Source organism: Paenibacillus sp. DMB5 (assembly GCF_001517085.1).
Taxonomy (GTDB): Bacteria; Bacillota; Bacilli; order Paenibacillales; family Paenibacillaceae; genus Paenibacillus_AQ.
Genome location: NZ_LRAC01000147.1, coordinates 113,437 through 132,325, shown reverse-complemented (window position 1 = coordinate 132,325; position 18,889 = coordinate 113,437). Strand labels below are relative to the sequence as shown.

General features: G+C 51.8%; 12 protein-coding genes and 1 riboswitch. Of the genes, 11 read left to right on the top strand and 1 reads right to left on the bottom strand.

From position 1 onward, the window contains the following. The first annotated feature begins 28 nt into the window (after positions 1-28). The 6 genes from AWJ19_RS36900 to AWJ19_RS25885 all read left to right on the top strand — a co-directional run bounded on the left by AWJ19_RS36900 (position 29) and on the right by AWJ19_RS25885 (position 9,906). Complete coding sequence (locus AWJ19_RS36900) at positions 29-832, top strand: sensor histidine kinase (protein WP_241781890.1); 804 nt, start codon at positions 29-31, stop codon at positions 830-832. Next, a complete protein-coding gene (locus AWJ19_RS25905; protein ID WP_068728121.1) occupies positions 829-2,436 on the top strand; it encodes a response regulator in 1,608 nt (535 codons plus the stop codon). Before AWJ19_RS36900 ends, AWJ19_RS25905 begins: the two co-directional genes overlap by 4 nt. Before the next feature lie 184 nt (positions 2,437-2,620). After that, a complete protein-coding gene (locus AWJ19_RS25900) occupies positions 2,621-3,547 on the top strand; it encodes an ABC transporter permease subunit (RefSeq protein ID WP_068728120.1) in 927 nt (308 codons plus the stop codon). Between the two features lie 17 nt (positions 3,548-3,564). Beyond that, entirely contained in the window at positions 3,565-4,491 is a 927-nt protein-coding gene (locus AWJ19_RS25895; protein WP_068728119.1) for a carbohydrate ABC transporter permease, read from the top strand. A 68-nt stretch (positions 4,492-4,559) separates the two neighbouring features. After that, positions 4,560-6,143, top strand: coding sequence for a DUF3502 domain-containing protein (locus AWJ19_RS25890; RefSeq protein WP_198536641.1), 1,584 nt, complete (start codon positions 4,560-4,562; stop codon positions 6,141-6,143). A 136-nt stretch (positions 6,144-6,279) separates the two neighbouring features. Then, complete coding sequence (locus tag AWJ19_RS25885; RefSeq protein ID WP_068728118.1) at positions 6,280-9,906, top strand: glycosyl hydrolase 53 family protein; 3,627 nt, start codon at positions 6,280-6,282, stop codon at positions 9,904-9,906. Between the two features lie 96 nt (positions 9,907-10,002). On the opposite strand, the gene AWJ19_RS25880 is transcribed toward AWJ19_RS25885, so the two are convergent. After that, a complete protein-coding gene (locus AWJ19_RS25880; RefSeq protein WP_068728117.1) occupies positions 10,003-11,331 on the bottom strand; it encodes an APC family permease in 1,329 nt (442 codons plus the stop codon). Between the two features lie 240 nt (positions 11,332-11,571). After that, positions 11,572-11,678, top strand: a riboswitch (guanidine-I (ykkC/yxkD leader). Positions 11,679-11,747: 69 nt separating this feature from the next. Here AWJ19_RS25880 and AWJ19_RS25875 point away from each other — a divergent pair. The 5 genes from AWJ19_RS25875 to AWJ19_RS25855 all read left to right on the top strand — a co-directional run bounded on the left by AWJ19_RS25875 (position 11,748) and on the right by AWJ19_RS25855 (position 18,794). Beyond that, positions 11,748-12,464, top strand: coding sequence for an urea amidolyase associated protein UAAP1 (locus tag AWJ19_RS25875; RefSeq protein ID WP_068728116.1), 717 nt, complete (start codon positions 11,748-11,750; stop codon positions 12,462-12,464). Beyond that, on the top strand, positions 12,464-13,138 hold the full coding sequence (locus tag AWJ19_RS25870) for an urea amidolyase associated protein UAAP2 (RefSeq protein WP_068728115.1): 675 nt from the start codon (positions 12,464-12,466) through the stop codon (positions 13,136-13,138). The genes AWJ19_RS25875 and AWJ19_RS25870 overlap by 1 nt, the downstream gene beginning before the upstream one ends. Beyond that, on the top strand, positions 13,131-16,772 hold the full coding sequence (gene uca, locus AWJ19_RS25865) for an urea carboxylase (protein ID WP_068728114.1): 3,642 nt from the start codon (positions 13,131-13,133) through the stop codon (positions 16,770-16,772). Before AWJ19_RS25870 ends, uca begins: the two co-directional genes overlap by 8 nt. Beyond that, positions 16,769-18,520 (top strand): allophanate hydrolase, encoded by a 1,752-nt coding sequence (atzF, locus tag AWJ19_RS25860; protein ID WP_068728113.1) that lies wholly within the window; start codon positions 16,769-16,771, stop codon positions 18,518-18,520. The genes uca and atzF overlap by 4 nt, the downstream gene beginning before the upstream one ends. A gap of 94 nt (positions 18,521-18,614) precedes the next feature. Beyond that, on the top strand, positions 18,615-18,794 hold the full coding sequence (locus AWJ19_RS25855) for a hypothetical protein (RefSeq protein WP_068728112.1): 180 nt from the start codon (positions 18,615-18,617) through the stop codon (positions 18,792-18,794). Positions 18,795-18,889 lie beyond the last annotated feature (95 nt).

The window sequence follows — 18,889 nt, the reverse complement described above, 5'->3', positions numbered from 1 at the left end:
TGTAGTAGCACGTATTTCAGGGCGCAAGATGAGCCGGATTGTAGGACTGGTGCGTTCATTCCAGGAAGGTAATTTTCAGAAACGGATCCGGTTCTCTGGAAATGATGAATTTGTACAGATTGCGGACTCCTTTAATGATATGGCTGCCAACATTCAGGAGCTTATTAACAGGGTTTATGTGCAGGAGGTTTCAAAAAAACAAGCCGAGCTCGAAGCCCTGCAGGCGCAGATTAATCCGCATTTCCTGTATAATACACTCTCGACCATAGGCAGTCTGGCTAATCTCGGTGAAATCGGGAAAGTTACGCAGATGGTGGAAGGATTGTCCCATTTCTACCGTCTGACCTTGAATCAGGGGAATGTGTACATTGAACTGGAGAAGGAAATGGAGCAGGTACAGACGTACCTTGAAATCCAGCGGGTCAAATATGCCGATGCATTTACTCTGTATGTGGATGTGGATGAGGACATTATGCATATGCAGGTAATCAAGCTGGTATTGCAGCCTTTTGTGGAAAATGTATTCAAGCATGCCTGGTTTGGAAAATCCATTTCGATACGTCTGACAGGCCGGAGGGTCGGCGATAATATTGAGCTTAAGGTTATTGACAACGGCGTGGGCATGCGGCGGGAAGAGATCACGGGCATGCTGTACGGTCAAAGCCAGTCAGGCGGTTACGGGGTAAAAAATGTGAATGAGCGCATTAAGCTCAGATACGGGGACGAATACGGTGTGTCCATTGCAAGCATTTACGGGGCGGGTACAACCGTCCGGCTCCTGTTGCCGGCCGGGGTTACGGGCCGTACGGAGATTGAGGAGCAGCCCCTATGAAGAAAAGTGAGGCGCATCAGAAGCAACAGGAGGAACCCATAGTGAGGACGATCAGTGTACTGCTCGTTGACGATGAAGCCGTTGATCTGGAATGGATGCGGCGCAGAGTGTTGTCCAGCGGATTTGATATAGAAGTAGCGGGAACAGCAAATAACGGCTTTGATGCTCTTGAAATGCTGGAGCAGGAGCGTGTAGATATCATTCTGTCTGATATCCGGATGCCGATTATGACCGGAACGGAATTTGCCAGAAGAGCCAAAACCATCAATCCCAAAGTGAAAATTGTATTTATCAGCGGCCACGAGGATTTCAGCTATGCCAAGGAAGCTATTCAGATCAGTGCCTCGGGGTATTTGCTGAAGCCTGTCAAGGATAAGGACCTGTACGATATGCTCGGGAATTTATGCCATTCCATTGAACAGGAGCGGGAGCAGAACCGGTCCTTAACCGAAGCCCTGTCTCTTATAAACAAGGAGCTTATCCTGCGCTGGTTCGATGAGGCTTCACCTGAACCTGTTGAGCCGCAGCTGCATGCCGCCCTGCTTCCGCTGTTAGTTAACGGGGCAACGGCAGCAATCATAGAAATCGATGATCTGGAATGGAAAATGCAGGATGTCTCCGAAGAAAATGCGCGCATGATGATACGGCAAACCCAGCAATTGATCAGATCTCTGCTTGAAGGGAACAAGAGCGGAACAATGATTATAGGGTCCCGTCAGAGATTCATTATTCTGTGCAGCCTGCCACAGGAGGAGTTTCTGCAGATCATGGAGGAGCTGATCCGGAAAACCGCAGAGTCCTCGCTGTGCACAGTAACGATCGGGGTAGGCCGTTATGCCCGGATGGAAGCTGAGCTGCATGCCTCTTATAAACAGGCGCAGGCTGCACTCAGTGCGAAATGGCTGCTTGGCAAAAACCGGCTGATCCGTGATAACATGGAACCTGTGCTGCGCGGGACGCCGGGCACCGACATTGACCAGACATTAGACCAGCTTCTTGAGGCGATCATCCAGTATGATCTGGTGGCAATAGATGATCATTTATTGAAGCTGCTGATGAATGCCGGCAAGAAGGATGTCTATGATCTGATTATCCGGATCACTTCCAAGCTGCATGCGGATCTGCAGCAGCAGAACGAGAATCTGTACGAGCTGCTGCAGTGGGAATCCCATCAGCCGGAAATTCTGTTCCAGTTTGAGACGATACATGACATTGTATCCTGGATGCGGCGGAGATTCTTCGAATTGTCAGAACTGCTGTATGTTAAACGCCAGCGTCAGAAGCGCAAGCTGATTGATGAAATCATTCATTACGTGGAGGAAAATCTGGAAACGAAGATTACACTGAAGGAAGTCGCGGTCCAGTTTAACTTCACGCCGAATTATCTGGGCTATCTGTTCAAGGAAGACTACGGGATTCCGTTTATTGACTACGTCAAAGAACGCAAAATGAGCCGGGTATTAGAGCTGCTGAAGGACCCTACCCTGATGATTTATGAGATTGCCGAACGGATGGGCTACAAGAATCTGATTTATTTTAACAGGCAATTTAAGCAAATGACCGGTATGACACCGGGAGAGTACCGCAAAAAAAATAAAGTATAGCCAAATAAACGCTGCCATGGGCCATTATCGCCCGGGGCAGCGTTTTTGTATGAAGTTAAGTATATATAAATTAAATTATCGTTGGAAAAGTACTAGTATTTGTTGGCGCGCTCAATCCACAGGAGTGAAACGCTTTTTTATAATACATATATAGAGATATTGAGGAGTGGAAAGGGGATTCGAAATGAAACAGAACAAATACGGATTCTGGCACAAAGTAAAAAAGAATAGAACCTTGCTGCTTATGCTGACTCCGGCAGTTTTATTCTTCCTGGTGTTTGCATACGTGCCTATGGCCGGGATCGTACTGGCATTCAAGCAGTACAACTATAGCGGAGGTATCCTGCACAGTCCGTGGAACGGGCTTGATAACTTCAGGTTTTTCTTCGGCTCCGGTGACGCCTGGCGTGTAACCCGGAACACCGCGCTGTATAATATTGCTTTTATCATCGTTAATAACGTGCTGCAGATCTTTGCGGGCATTCTGTTATTTGAGGTTGCGGGCAAATGGTTCCGGAAGATTACGCAAACCATCCTGTTCCTGCCGTACTTCATTTCCTGGGTAGTCGTTGGAGCCATTGCCTACAACTTGTTTAACTTTGATGTGGGCACTCTGAATGTATTGCTGAAGGGACTGGGCATGCAGCCGATTGATATTTACAACACCGCATCCTATTGGCCGGTTATTCTTGTACTGGTATCTGCCTGGAAAGCACTGGGCTACGGCACCATTATGTATCTTGCGGCAATTACCAGTATTGATACTGAAATGTATGAAGCAGCCGAGATTGACGGAGCGAACATTTTCCAGCGCATTATGAAAATTACCGTTCCGAACCTGATTCCTACTGTTATTATTCTGGTGCTGCTGGCCATAGGTAACATCTTCCGCGGAGATTTCGGTATGTTCTATAACATGGTTGGTAATAATGGTCTCCTGTTCTCTAACACGGATGTTATCGATACTTTCGTATTCCGCTCACTGACCACTTCCAATGAAATTGGTATGTCTGCAGCGGCCGGATTCTACCAATCCCTGCTCGGCTTTGCGACGATTATGCTCGCGAACTACGCCGTGCGCAAATACGATAAAGATCGTGCTCTATTCTAAACAAAGGAGGCAGCTTAATGAGTTCTACTACTGTAAACGCAGATATTCAAAAAGTACGCAAGCGTACCAATGTTGACAAATTAACCTTGTCCATTATAGGATATGTAACTCTGACCATTCTCGCAATTTTTTGTATCGTGCCCTTCCTGCTGGTTATCTCTGCTTCCTTGAGTGAGGAAAGCTCAATTATCCAGAATGGATTTCAGATTATTCCGTCGACCTTCTCGACCGAAGCCTACAGGCTGCTGTTCGAATACCCGGCTGAAATGCTCCGGGCTTACGGAGTGACGATTACTGTTACTGTAATAGGTACGGTTGTGGGATTGTTTCTGACCTCCATGACTGCCTACGTGCTGTCCCGCAGAGACTTTGAATGGCGCAGCCGGTTCTCGTTCTACTTCTTCTTCACAACCCTGTTCAGCGGCGGCTTAGTGCCTTCTTACCTGCTGATCATTAACTTCCTGCAGCTTAAAGATACGCTTCTGGTATTGATTCTGCCGATGCTGATGAATGTGTTCTATATCATCGTCATGAAATCGTTCATGAGCAGTATTCCTGATGCGATCACCGAATCCGCCAAGATTGACGGCGCAGGTGACTTCCGGATTTTCATGCAGCTGATTGTTCCATTGTCCAAGCCAGCCCTTGCTACTATTGGCCTGTTTATCGCCCTGGCTTACTGGAACGACTGGTATAACGCGCTGCTCTATATCTCCAAGTCCGATCTGATGCCGCTTCAGTACTATCTCTACAAAATGCTCGGCAATATGGACGGAATGCGCAAAGCCATGATGGCTTCAGGAGCGGTTGTGAACTCGGATCTGCCGACGGAAAGCTTGAAAATGGCGATGACCATTGTAGCTACCGGCCCAATTTTGCTGGCCTATCCGTTCATTCAGAAATATTTTGTACAAGGCTTGACAATCGGTGCTGTCAAAGGATAATCCCGGGCTATCCCGGTTATCAATAGATCTCATTTCATTTACTACTTCATTAGGGGGAAACACCTGTCATGATGAACAAGAAAAAGAAACTTACTGTTACACTGGCAACAATGATGACACTGGGAACCATCCTCAGTGCATGCGGTGGCGGCAATAATGCCGCCAACACTGGTGGGGAAGCAACAAACAGCGGAGCGAATGCTGCCAATACAGCGACCGATTCCGGCGCTCCTGATACTTCCAAAGAGGTTAAGCTGAAGATGATCCTGGTCGGCGGACAGCCTGGCGACTATGACAAGGTATTCGGAGAATTGAATACCAAATTGAAAGAGAAGATCAATGCTACTGTAGAAACAGAATTCTTGGACTGGTCGGACTGGACGCAGAAGTATCCGCTGAAATTTGCGGCCAATGAGGATTTCGACCTGGTGTACACAGCGAACTGGGCCTTCTATAACGACCAGGCGCTCAAGGGCGGATTCATGGAGTTAACGGAAGATATGCTTTCCAAGTACATGCCGCAGACCTGGGCTGCTATGCCGAAGGTAAACTGGGAACAAGCCAAGGTAGACGGCAAGATCTTTATGGTTCCGAACAATAACGTGGAAGTAACAGATAAAGTGGTATTATACCGTGAAGATCTGCGCAAGAAATACAATCTTCCGGAAATCAACAGTCCTGAAAGCTACGCCAATTATTTGAAAACGGTTGCTAAGGATGAGCAGGGCGTTACAGCATTCGGAGCAAAACCTGCTGACGGCTGGAAGTTCCATGAGCTGGACCAGATCCTGCTGGAGCAGAACAACAATTTCAATCTGGTAGATGCCAACCTGCTGCCGCTGGCTTACAAGCTTGATGATGCTACAGGCCAAATCTTCAACATCTACGATACCCCTGAGTTTACTTCCCTGCTTGAATACTATAAAGATCTGGCCGACAACGGCGCATGGTCCAAGAACGTAGTCAGCAACAAAAACGATGTATGGCAGGATATCAAAGCAGGCAAGGTTTCTTCCTATGCCCACAACCTGGGTACCGTTGGTGCCAACCTGTCCGAAATGCGCCGCGATAAACCCGATGTGGAGCTGGGAATCGCTGACCTGACACCTGACAAAAAGAAAATTGCTGCAATCGCGACACAGAACGGTATGTCCATCCATGCAACCTCGGAGAATCCGGAACGTGCCCTGATGCTGATCGATCTGCTGCAGAATGACAAGGAAATTCATGACCTGACCATGTACGGAATTGCCGGAACTCACTACAATCCGGAAGGCGACGATAAGTTCTCTGCAGGTCCTGCAGCTGCCAACTACACCGGGTTCTCGAACTGGGGCTGGAATTCCCCGCTGAACCGTCAGGATGCCGCTTATCCTAAGGAAGCTGACGACATGTTCAATGCATGGCAGGCAAATGTCTACCATTTCCCGCTTGAAACGTTTGTATTTGATACCGCAAAAGTGAAAAATGAAGTAGCGAATATCGGTAATGTCATGCTGCGTTATGCGATTCCGCTGGAATACGGTTTGATCGATGACCTTGCAAAAGGTCAGGCAGATCTGATCAAACAGCTGAAATCGGCTGGCATTGACAAGGTTCAGGCTGAAATGCAGGCTCAGGTAGATGCCTTCCTGGCAGCTCAAGCAAAGTAAGATCAGTGCTTCGGGGCTGCGCCAAAGTTCGGCTTTGGCGCAGCCTTTTATATACAAGCAGAACCGGGTCGCTATCGTACATAGGTGAGCGTTATCCGTATGCTGCAGGCATTACCACATTCGGGGAGGTTGTTATGTGAAAAACAGAAAAAAGGTTCTGGCAATCATTCTCTTCATTTCAATGGTGCTGTCAACGGTATTCACCGGTTTACCCGGAAAAGCAGAAGCTTCCGCTGCACCCGGATCCTTCGCCAAAGGTGCAGATATCAGCTGGCTGCCGCAATTAGAGGCGCTTGGGTATAAATTTTATAATGATAACGGGGAAGAACAGGATCTTCTGTACATTCTGAAGGATCATGGAATTGATTCCATCCGGATCAGAGCCTGGGTTAATCCTTCAGACCATCCTTCAAACGGTCATAACAGTACAGAAGAAGTTGTTGCTTTGGCATCACGTGTAAGCGCTCTCGGTTTCCGGGTGATGATTGATTTCCACTACAGCGACAGCTGGGCGGACCCGGGGAAGCAGGTCACGCCTGCGGCATGGGCTGACGCTGATCTGGAGCAATTAAAGGTCCATGTATCGGAATATACTACCGATGTTATGAAAGCGCTGCAAGAGGCGGGGGTTACCCCGGAGTGGGTGCAAATCGGCAATGAGATCAATAACGGTATGCTGCATCCGCTGGGGAGCTACAGTAATGTTTCCAACCTGGTCCAGCTGATTCAGGCAGGGTCAAGTGCAGCCAAAGCTGTTTTTCCGGACATCAAAGTGATTATTCATAGGGCAAATGGAGCAGAAGCGGGCGTAGATCCTTTTTATGCCGGTCTTGTAGCTGCTGGTCTTAAGGATAGTGATTACGATATCATCGGATTATCTTATTATCCAGAGGCTACCTTTACCTCTTCCATTGATGAATTAAGCGAGAATATGAATAAGCTGGAGCAAAATTACGGTAAGGAAGTTATGATTGTCGAAGTCGGGGGCAATGTCTCAGAGGATGTTGACAGCGTTCACAATATGCTTGTAGCGGCGCAGAATAAACTGCATGCTGTTCCAAACCAGAAGGGAACCGGTATATTCTATTGGGAACCGACAGGGATTATGTTTGACTATCCGTTATCTGCATGGAATAAAGACGGCAGCCCAACCATTGCGATGGATGCATTTATCGACGGTGCTGTAGAAATTAACCGTTATCCGGTTCAATCCCTTACGCTGGATCAGCCTAAAACGGTGATTGAGGTCGGCGGGAATGGTAAATTATCGGCAATCCTCAGCCCTGAGAATGCTACCTACAAGGGCGTGAAATTTACCAGCTCTCAGCCTGATATTGTCAAAGTGGATCTTTACAAAGGAACGCTCTCCGGAATCTCTCCCGGAACGGCGACGGTAACAGCAGTTACCTATGACGGCGGATTTACAGCCACCAGCGAAGTTACTGTTATCCCGAGCACAAGCCTGGTTCAAAATCCCGGTTTTGAGGACGGATTGGCTTCGTGGAACCTTACAGGGGATGAAAGTGCAGTAACGATCGATAAGGACGTGTATTCCGGTTCGTCGGCATTGCACTATTACAGTCCAACACCTGCTGAATTTACTGTATCCCAGACCATCACGGGACTGGAGAACGGAGTCTATACCTTATCAGCCTGGGTCTCCGGCGGCGGCGGCGAAGAGATTTCGGAGATTTTTGCCGGCGATGCCGTGCAGAGCTTTACCAATACAGGCTGGCAAAAATGGAGTAAGCCTGTCATTAATGACATTGAAGTTACAGATGGGACGCTGACGGTCGGAGCGCATTATAAGCTTTCCGACGGACAATGGGGTAACCTTGACCATTTTGAGCTGCAAGAGAAGGATAACACTGAGTATATTACGGTGATCAATCCCGGCTTTGAGAATGTTAAGGAAGACGGCACCCCTGAAGGCTGGACCATTCCGGATACCACTCCGTTGACGGCCGGGACCGGTTATACCGGTGAAAAGTCGCTTGGATTCTGGAAGGATAGCGCGTTCACCTTTGAGGCCTATCAGGAGCTTACAGGTTTAACGGATGGAACCTACACGTTGTCGGCCTGGTCGCAGGGCGCCGGAGATGAAGTGAAGAATCAGTTATATGCTGTGAGCGGTGATCAAGCGCCGTTAACGGCCAGCTTTGCGAATAAGGGCTGGAATAAATGGAATCAGGCCGTTGTAGAAAATATCAAGGTCACGGGCGGAACGCTGAAAATAGGCGTCTCCCTGGATGCAAAAGCCGGGGATTGGGGCTCTTATGACGATTTTGTGCTGATAAAAAACAGTGAAGAGCCGGGAACAGAGCAGCCGGGTACAGATCCGGGTACTGAGGTTCCTCCGACAGATCCAGGTACAGATCCGGGCACTGAGGTTCCTCCGACAGATCCAGGTACAGATCCGGGTACACAGGTTCCACCTACAAATCCGGGAACAGATCCAGGCACGCAGGTTCCGCCTACAGAACCGGTTAATCCTTCTCCGGGAAGCATTCCGGGGAGCGCTCCGGGGGACAGCAGTACTCCGGCAGTAAGCGGTACTCCGGCAGCTGAGCCTACTGCTTCTGTCATTGACAACACAATGGTCTACAGTGTCATTATCAAGACGGCAGCAGATGCGGTTAAAGGGGTATCAACAGCCAAGCTTGATACAAGCGTGATGGGCGGTCTGCTGCAAAAAGTGAAGCAGTCTGAAGCGGCCGGACAAAGCGCAGCAGTTGAGATCAGGCTGGATAGCGCAGCAAATGTACAGGCTGTACAATTATCCGTTCCGAAGGAAGCGCTCAAACTGCTGGCTGACAGCACTACAGCGGATTTAAAGGTCGAAGCAGGACTTGCCGCCATCACCTTTGACCATAAATCGGTAACGGCCATGGGCAGTGCGGCAGCGGACAGCGAAATCAGCATTACCAAGCTTGCTGGATCAGGACTGCCGGAGAATGTCCGGAGCGTGATCGGGGACAGGGCGGTATATGATTTCTCTGTGAAAGCAGGCAATGCCGAAATTACACAATTTAACGGCGGAAAGGTAAAGATCAGTCTGCCTTATACTCCGCGTACAGGCGAGCAGACAAATGCAATTGTCGCCTACTACATTGACCCGGCTGGCAGCCTCAAGCCCGTCAGGGGAGGTTATGATGCATCAAACGGGAGGGTAAATCTTCAGACCACCCATTTGTCGCAATATGCAGCGGGATATAACGAAGTGAAATTCAGCGATGTCAGCTCAGGTCACTGGTACAGTGATGCAGTCGGTTATATGGCAGCCAGAGGGATCGCGAACGGCACAGGCGGAAGTGTCTTTGCCCCTGAGAGCAAGGTGACACGGGCTGATTTCCTGATGATGATTATGAACGCTTACGGGATCGAAGCAGATTCCGCAGTTCCCGTCAATTTCGCTGATGCAGGGAACAAATACTACTCGCCATATGTGGGTACGGCCAAGCAATTAGGATTGGTTTCCGGTACCGGAGATAACCAGTTCAAGCCGGAAGCCGTGATCAGCCGGCAGGACATGTCCGTTATTTTCTATAATATTCTGAAGCATCTGGGTGAACTGCCATCCGGCAAGACCGGCCAGAGCTACGAGAACTTTGCTGATACAGCAGCTGTATCAGGTTATGCAGCAGAATCCATGAGAGCATTAGTGGAAGCCGGAGTGATTACCGGAGACGGGAATAAGCTGGCTCCTAAGGAAAGTACTACCCGGGCTCAGGCAGTGCAGGTTATCTATAATGCTATAAAGTAAACCGGCAGTCTTGAGACGCAATAAACGTTAAACCCTATGATTAGCCATCCGGTCATTTCAGGCCGGGTGGTTCTTTTCTGTGTAAAAATCCGCAGCTTAACTCTCTGTTACAACATGGGCCGGACTCTCCTTGCTGCTGGAGACGAATTTGCGGATTCCATAATATACAAGACCTGCAGCTAACCAGCCGGCTCCGAGCATTAACGAAGCGGAATCCAGCAGGGCAATCAGATAGAGGACAAAGCCTGCACCGGACAGCGGGCAGATGAACCGGAAGAGGATATCCCGGGGCGAGCGCTGCTTCTGGCGGATCATGTAATGGGCAATGACGGACAGATTGACGAACAGGAATGCTGTCAGAGCGCCGAAGCTGACAAACTTGATGGCGGTCTCCAGGCTGATAAAGAGCGCAGATAAGGAGACAATGCTCATAAGCACGATGTTAAAAACAGGGGTGCGGAATTTGGGGTGGACGGAGGCGAACCTTTGCGGCAGCAGCGAGGTCCGGCCCATGACGAACAGCAGCCGTGTGACGGTAGTCATGGAGGAGAGCCCTTGTGACAGGATGGAGAAAATAATAACAAAGGTGAATATACCGGCCAGCAGGCTGCCTCCGAGATTCTGCATCAGCTCATATCCGGCAGAATCCACATTAACATAGGAGAAGCCGGGAGCGGTCAGCTGGATCAGATAAGCTGTAACAAAATACATTACGCCAGCAGACAGGACAATTAACAGGATGGCCCGGGGGATCGTTTTCCTCGGGTCTTTTGTTTCCTCTGCCATGGTCGTAATAGAATCAAAGCCGAGAAACGAAAAGCATACGAGTGAGGCTCCGGCCAAAATGGCGGAGAAGGGGACACCTTCCTGGGCAGCCAGAGGATTTAAATCTGCAGTAATACCGCCCTCCAGCGCTTTATAGACCAGCAGCCCGCAGAAGCCGGCGATAAACAAGATTTGCATAAATACGAAAAGCTTGCTGATATTGGCCAGCGGCTTAATGCCGATCACATTTATGATCATCACAATTAACGTCAGCAGTATGATCCAAACCGAAGAAGGAACGGCCGGGAATTGGGCATTCAGATTGACGCCAAACATAAGGACAGCAACGATGCAGGAAAATAAATAATCGAGCAGGATCGCCCAGCCGACCAGGAAGCCGAGAAACGGATTCATTGCCTTGGAGACGTACGTGTAGGCCGAGCCTGATACCGGAAAAGCCCGGGCCATCTGGCCGTAGCTGGCTGCGGTGAACAGAATGGCGATAAAGGCCAGAGCGTAGGCTGCAAGGAGCATGCCTCCTGAACTATCATGCAGCACCCCGAAGCTGGTGAAAAAAATCATCGGCGACATCCACGCAAGTCCCATAGTAACGACATGTGACAGGGATAAATCTCTCTTAAGCGTTATTGTATTTTTCATATGCTCTCCAGCTCCCTCTAGTTCCCGATTATAAACCGAATGTCATGACAGCTGACACTGTTTTTGAATGAGATGACTATAACAAGCTTTTTTTAAAGCTGTAAATAGGAACTTACGTTCTATTTTAACTATAAACCTGACATATACAATAAGTAAATCGCAAAAAGTGCTGCAATTTTTAATTTTTTTGTTGCCTTGAGCTTTTCGTTGTGTTAGAGTTTGTAACATCAAAACCGAATACAAAATGTCTTCTAGGGTTCCGGGATGTTCGCATCCGGCTGGTCCGAGAGAAGACGCACCGGAGGCTGTCAGGCCGGTGTCCACGGCGGGATAAAAGCCCGGGAGAACTTTCAAAGCGATTGCTTTGAAGCTTCTCCCGGGCTTTTTTATATTTTCATATTCAAGGAGGAGTCGTCATGCTTACATTCATCATTCAAGCCGGGGGGAAGTGGTCCGGCCGTATTGCCAAAGGGAAATCAATCACGCTGACTGCAAGCAGTGACCGTGCAAATCTGTCAACACTTCTGTTCGATGCATGGCAGCCTGCAGAACGCTATAACATGCCGGATACGCTCAAGGCACAGCATACCGCTTTTTTGACAAAAGGTAATATTCTGATGAGTGATCAGGGAAAGGTGCTTGCCTCTATAATCCGGGATTCGGTAGGCTGGCATGATCCTTTAGGCGGGTATTCGACCAGGCAGGCTACTGACGGGAAATACGGACTGACCAGCTATCAGAAGCAGCGGAATGACTGGTACCGCAGCGGCGAGGAAAATCTGATTGTAGAGCTCTACCGTAACCAATTGCTGCCGCGAGACTTGATGCCTCCGGTTAACTTTTTCTCAAAGGTGGTCTGCGAGCTTGACGGCTCTATGCATTATGTAGAGCAGCCGGCGGCTGGCCGGTCAGTGACACTCCGAACAGAAACCGATATCCTGCTCGTGTGCTCCAATACACCGAATCCGCTGGACCCGGGTTCTGACTATCCGGTTTCGTCTATCCTCATTGAGGTGACGGATGCTGAAGCTGTCAAGGAGGATGATGTCTGTGTTACCCATTGTCCCGAGAACCGGAGAGCCTTTGAGAACACCTGGAATGTACATACCTTGCTGAGAGGGGCGAATCTGTAATGACAACCTATTCTTTTGAACCGGCATTAAGCGTGCTTAATCCAGATGATGCTGTTTATGACAAGACGATTCCTGCAGGTGAAGGCTGGCTGCATGACCTGCTGCCGGGCCAGATATTGCGGATTGTGGATCTGGAGGGGAATCAGGCTGTGGACACCCTGTTATACTCCGCAGAAGATCCGGGCGACCATTACAGCGCGATCCGGACCATTGCCAATCAGCGGAATCTCTACCTGACGACGGGTTCTGTCTTACTGACCGAATCGGGACGCGGGCTTATGAAAATTACAGCAGATACATGCGGCCGGCACGATACCATCGGAGGAGCCTGCTCTGCCCAGAGCAACACCGTACGTTATTCGCATGATACGCTGCCGATGCATAACTGCCGGGATACGTTCATGCTTATGCTGTCCAGCCGCAGCGGATATTCCAAACGTGATCTCGCTCCGAACGTGAACTTCTTTATGAACGTGCCGGTAACCCCGGAGGGGGAGCTGACTTTTGCCGATGGCATTTCTGGCCCGGGACGATATGTGGAGATGACAGCTTTGGCTCCGGTCACGGTGCTGATCAGCAATTGTCCGCAGCTTAACAATCCGTGCAATGCCTACAATCCGACCCCGGCACAGGTGCTGATCTGGGATAGCAAAGGAGGAGAGGGCCATGTTTAAAAAGGTGCTGATTGCTAACCGCGGCGTCATTGCCGTACGGATCATCCGGACGCTCCGAAAAATGGGGATCGCTTCTGTAGCCGTATATACGGAGACGGACCGCGACAGCCTGCATGTGGAGCAGGCAGATGAAGCCCTGCTTATTGGTGAAGGTCCGGCCAAAACGAGCTATCTGAATGCGGAGCTAATTCTGAGCAAAGCTCTGGAAGCAGGCGTGGATGCGATTCATCCCGGTTACGGTTTCCTTAGCGAGAATGTTGCATTTGCCGAAGCGTGCAGAGAGAACGGGATTGCCTTTATCGGGCCTGACCCGGAGAACATCAGGCTGTTCGGCTTGAAGCATACGGCCAGAGCGATCGCAGAGCAGGCGGGTGTCCCGCTGCTTCCCGGAACCGGATTGATCAGCAATCTGGAGGAAGCTGTAAGGAAGGCTGCTGAAATCGGCTATCCGGTTATGCTGAAGAGTACAGCCGGCGGGGGAGGAATAGGGATGCGGATCTGTTCCGGTGAAGAGGCATTAGTAGAAGCCTTTGATTCCGTGACCAGACTTGCAGCGGAAAATTTCAATGACGGTGGTGTTTTCCTGGAAAAATATATCGCCCGTGCCCGGCATATCGAGGTGCAGATTTTCGGTGACGGCGCCGGCAATGCGGTCGCACTCGGTGAACGGGATTGCTCGGTCCAGCGCCGGAACCAGAAGATTATTGAAGAAACGCCTGCTCCGCTGCTGGCGGAGGAGACCCGCCGTTCGATGCACGAGAGTGCCAGGAAGCTGGCAGCGGAAGCCAAATACCGTAACGCCGGAACCGTAGAGTTTCTATATGATTCAGCTACAGGCCTCTACTATTTCCTCGAGGTTAATACCCGGCTGCAGGTGGAGCACGGTATTACAGAGGAAGTCTTCGGAGTGGACCTTGTGGAATGGATGGTGCTGGAGGCCGCTGGCGTGATTGGGCGGCTGCAGGAAAGAGTGAACAAGCCGCAGGGGCACAGCCTGCAGGTGCGGCTGTATGCGGAGGATTGCCATCATGATTTCAGGCCCAGTGACGGCCGGATCGACGGTGTTGTATGGCCGGAGGGCACACGGGTAGAGACCTGGATTCAGCCGGGACTGCAGGTAACCACCCTGTATGATCCGATGCTGGCGAAGCTGATCGTGCATGCGGATACCCGCAGCGAAGCTATCCAGGCTATGATTGCCAGCCTGGAGCAGCTGCGTGTGTACGGGATAACAACCAACCAGGCCTATATCGCAGCCTTCCTCGGAACGGATGATTTCTGCGGCGGCCGGGTATTTACGAATATGCTAGGCGGCTATAGTCCTGCTGAACGGGCGATAGAGGTTCTGGACGGCGGCGTTCAGACCACGGTGCAGGATTACCCCGGACGGACCGGCTACTGGGACATCGGGGTCCCGCCGTCCGGCCCGATGGATACGCTGGCGTTCCGGATGGGGAACCGGCTGCTCGGGAACAGTGAGCAGGCAGCCGGGCTTGAGATGACGCTCCGCGGCGGAAGCTACCGGTTCCGCGGAGACATCCGGTTTGTCCTGGCCGGGGCAGATATGGATGCCCGGCTGGACGGCACGCCGGTTGCGCCCTACACACCGCTGCAGGCTTCTGCCGGAGCTGTGCTGACACTCGGCGAGTCTGCACTCGGTATGCGCAGCTACCTGCTCGTCGCCGGCGGCTTCGATATGCCGCTGACGCTTGGCAGCGCCTCGACCTTTACGCTGGGCGGCTTCGGAGGTTACGGCGGCGGGGCCCTGCGCCCGGGCAGCGTGCTCCGGGTTAACCCTGGCGCTCCGCTGAACCGCCAGGAACAGGTACGGCCGCTTCCTGAAGTGTCGCAGCCGGATATTTGCCGGGAATGGGCTATCGGCGTCATCCCCGGACCGCATTGCACAGAGGAGTATCTGCTGCCGGCCTACCTGGAGCAGCTGACCGGAACCGTCTGGGAGGTACATTTCAACAGCTCCCGCACGGGAGTGAGGCTCATCGGCCCGGCTCCGCTTTGGGCCAGGGAGGACGGAGGGGACGCGGGGCTGCATCCCTCCAACATCCACGACAACGCTTATGCAATCGGGGCGCTGGATTTAACCGGCGATATGCCGATATTGCTCGGTCCCGACGGCCCGAGTCTGGGCGGCTTTGTCTGCCCGGTGACCACGGCTTCCGCAGAGCTGTGGAAGATCGGCCAGCTGCGTCCGGGGGATAAGGTCCGGTTCAAGCTGATCACTGTAGAGGAGGCCGAGCAGCTTAGGCTTGAACAGGAACTCTTTTTGAAGGAGCTTGGGGAAGAACAAAGCGGAAGCGGAGAGCTTAAGATTCCAGCGCTGCCGGAACAATCGAGCGGGCAATATATGCCGCTGCTTGCCTTTGAGGAACAGGGGCGACGCTTCAAAATAGCCATACGCTGTTCCGGAGACGAGAATATTCTCGTGGAATACGGGGACCGTGAGCTGGATTTGCTCTACCGGTTCCAGGTTTACGTGCTGATGCAGGCCGTTAAGGACAATGGCAGAATTCCGTATATTGAGATGACCCCGGGCATCCGTTCCCTGCAGATCCATCTGGACCGGACGCAGATTACGGTGAAGGAAGCAGCAGCGATTGTTCTTGATATCGACCTGGAGTTACCATCGCTGGACACCATTGAGGTGCCATCGCGCAAAGTGAAGCTTCCCTTATCCTGGGATGACCCCGCCACACGGCTGGCGATTGAACGTTACCAGCAGAACGTCAGACCGGATGCTCCCTGGTGTCCGAGCAATCTGGAATTCATCCGCCGGATGAATGGCCTTGAATCGATCGACGAGGTTGCGGAGGTTGTGTTTAATGCTTCTTATCTCGTTATGGGCCTCGGAGATGTATACCTGGGTGCGCCCGTAGCTGTGCCGCTTGACCCGCGTCATCGGCTGGTCACAACCAAATACAACCCTGCCCGCACATGGACTCCCGAGAACGCGGTCGGGATCGGCGGCGCTTATCTCTGTGTATACGGCATGGAAGGGCCGGGCGGCTATCAGTTTGTCGGACGGACGGTTCAAATGTGGAACAAGTTCAGGGAAACCGCGAATTTCGAACCCGGCAAGCCTTGGCTGCTGCGCTTTTTCGATCAGATTACCTTCTATCCCGTATCAGAGGCTGAGCTGCTGCAGATGCGGGAAGACTTCCCGCGCGGAGCCTATACGGTTGAAGTGGAAGAGACGACGTTTAATCTGGGCCAATACCTCACTTGGCTTGATTCCATTGAACAGGAAGCAGCGGAATTCCGCAGCTCGCAGCAGTCTGCCTTCCAGCAGGAGCGGGAGCTGTGGAAGGAGCTGGGGATCGCAGAGCACCTTGCTGAAGCAGAAGCGGCGGCCGGTACGGATGTTAATGTGCTTCCAGAAGGCAGCGCCGGTATTAACAGTCTGATGCCGGGAAGCGTGTGGAAGGTGATCGCCGAACCGGGTCAGCGGGTGCAGAAGGGCGAGACTATTATAATAGAAGAAAGTATGAAAATGGAGTTCCCTCAGACAGCTCCGTTTGCCGGTATTATTGCAAATGTATTTGTATCGCCGGGGGACCAGGTCCGTGCAGGAGATCTTATCGCGGCCATCTATCCGGAACAAGAGGAGGCGGCATCATGAGTATGACTAATATACCCATACAGTTAACCATCGGTGCTCTGCAAAAGGGCTACCGGAGCGGCCGTTTCACTTTATCAGAGGTTATCTCCGTCATCGTTGAACGCTCAAAAAGAGATGAGGATAAAGCAGTCTGGATCTTGCCGCCTTCGCTGGAGCGGCTCCAGCCGTATCTGGATCGTCTGCAGGAGCTGGACCCGCAGCAATTCCCTTTATGGGGAATTCCCTTCGCGGTTAAGGACAATATTGAGGTAGCGGGCTGGCCGGTGACGGCCGGCTGCCCGGATTATGCCTATGAGCCGGAGCAGCATGCAGCTGTGGTGGAACGGCTTGTTGCGGCGGGAGCCATCCCGGTGGGGAAAACCAATCTGGACCAGTTTGCCACAGGGCTCGTTGGCACGAGAAGCCCTTACGGAGCTACACATAATGCGCTCAGGCCCGAGCTGATCAGCGGCGGCTCCAGCTCAGGCTCGGCCGTAGCTGTTGCGCTTGGCCAGGCTGCGTTCGCACTGGGCACCGATACAGCCGGATCAGGCAGAATTCCGGCAGCGCTGAACGGACTGGTCGGCTACAAGCCAGCCGTCGGCGCCTGGCCTTCTGCGGGCGTCATCCCGGCCTGCCGCAGTCTGGATTGCGTTACCGTGTTCGCTCATTCGATGGAAGATGCAGAGGCTGTTGACCGGCATGTGCGCGGACACCTTCCGTCCGATCCTTATTCTGCTGACCGTCCGCTTGGGCGAGCGGTAACTCCTGAGGTATGGCTGATTCCGTCCGGGCCGCTGGAGTTCTTTGGACCCTATGCCGCCGCCTATCAGCAGGCCTGGGAGCATGCCAAGCAAAAATTGCTGAACTCCGGCCTGAACGTACAGGAAACGGATATCAGCCTCCTGCAGGAAGCGGCAGCACAGCTCTATGAAGGGCCGTGGGTCGCTGAAAGATGGGCGGATTTGGAGGCGTTTGTTGAAGATCATCCGGGTGCTGCCCTGCCAGTCACGGGACGTATTCTCCGGTCCGGCGCGAAGCCGGACTTTACCGCAGCTTCGCTGTTCCGCTCACAGCACCGGATTGCCGAGATCCGCAGTCTGGTCCACAGCATGCTTAAAGGTGCGGTGCTGGTGCTGCCGACAGCGGGCGGAACCTGGACACGCGGGCAGGTGACTGCTGATCCGGTTATAACCAACAGCAAGATGGGACTCTACACTAATCATTGCAATCTGCTTGATCTGAGTGCCGTTTCTGTTCCGGCAGGTGAGGCGGAGGAGAAGCTGCCTTTCGGCATAACACTGTTTACAGTGCCTGAGGAGGAAGCGAATCTTGGAGCGGCGGCCCGCCTGCTCTCCAGCCAGCCGGATGACATCACAGTCGCTGTCTGCGGGCTTCATATGCGCGGCATGCCGCTGGAACGGCAAATGCTTGGCCTGGGAGCCGAGTTTCTGGAGGAAGCACAAACCGCACCGTTATATCAGTTGTTTATGCTTCCAACTACACCCGCCAAGCCTGGGCTTATCCGTGTGCCTCAAGCCGGAGCTCCGATAGCATTGGAGCTGTGGAGTATGCCTGCGGCGTCCTTTGGACTATTTACGGACATGATACCGGCTCCGCTGGGTATCGGCAAGATCGAGCTGGCGGATGGACGGCACGTATCCGGATTTCTGTGCGAAGCGTATGCCATTGAACAGGCGGCGGACATTACAGCAAGCAGGGGCTGGAGAGCGGCAATAGCAGCCTCAAATGCTCAAGCACTTTGCTGAAGATATACGCATAGTTCCTCAGGTTGAGGCACACACTATCAGGGTGATTTACCAAAAAAATGATTCGTGTAAAGGATCAGGAGGCCCGGAGTGAATGTCCAATAAAAAAAGTTACTATGCATTTGAGGATCCGCGCGGCACCACAATTGAATTTCAGGCTACCAGCCTGCAGCAAGCCATGGTGATCAAAAAGAAGAGGGCGCAGGAGATGGGGATTCCCAAAGAGGCTTTTGAACTTACAAGCATCCGCAAGAAACCGAGCCAGAGCGCCTAGTTTTATTTTGAGCGGCTTCCTCATAACTAAGAATGTCATAGGACATGAACATAGTTCCTTAAGAACCCGCGCATAGCGCGGGTTTTCTATTTTTA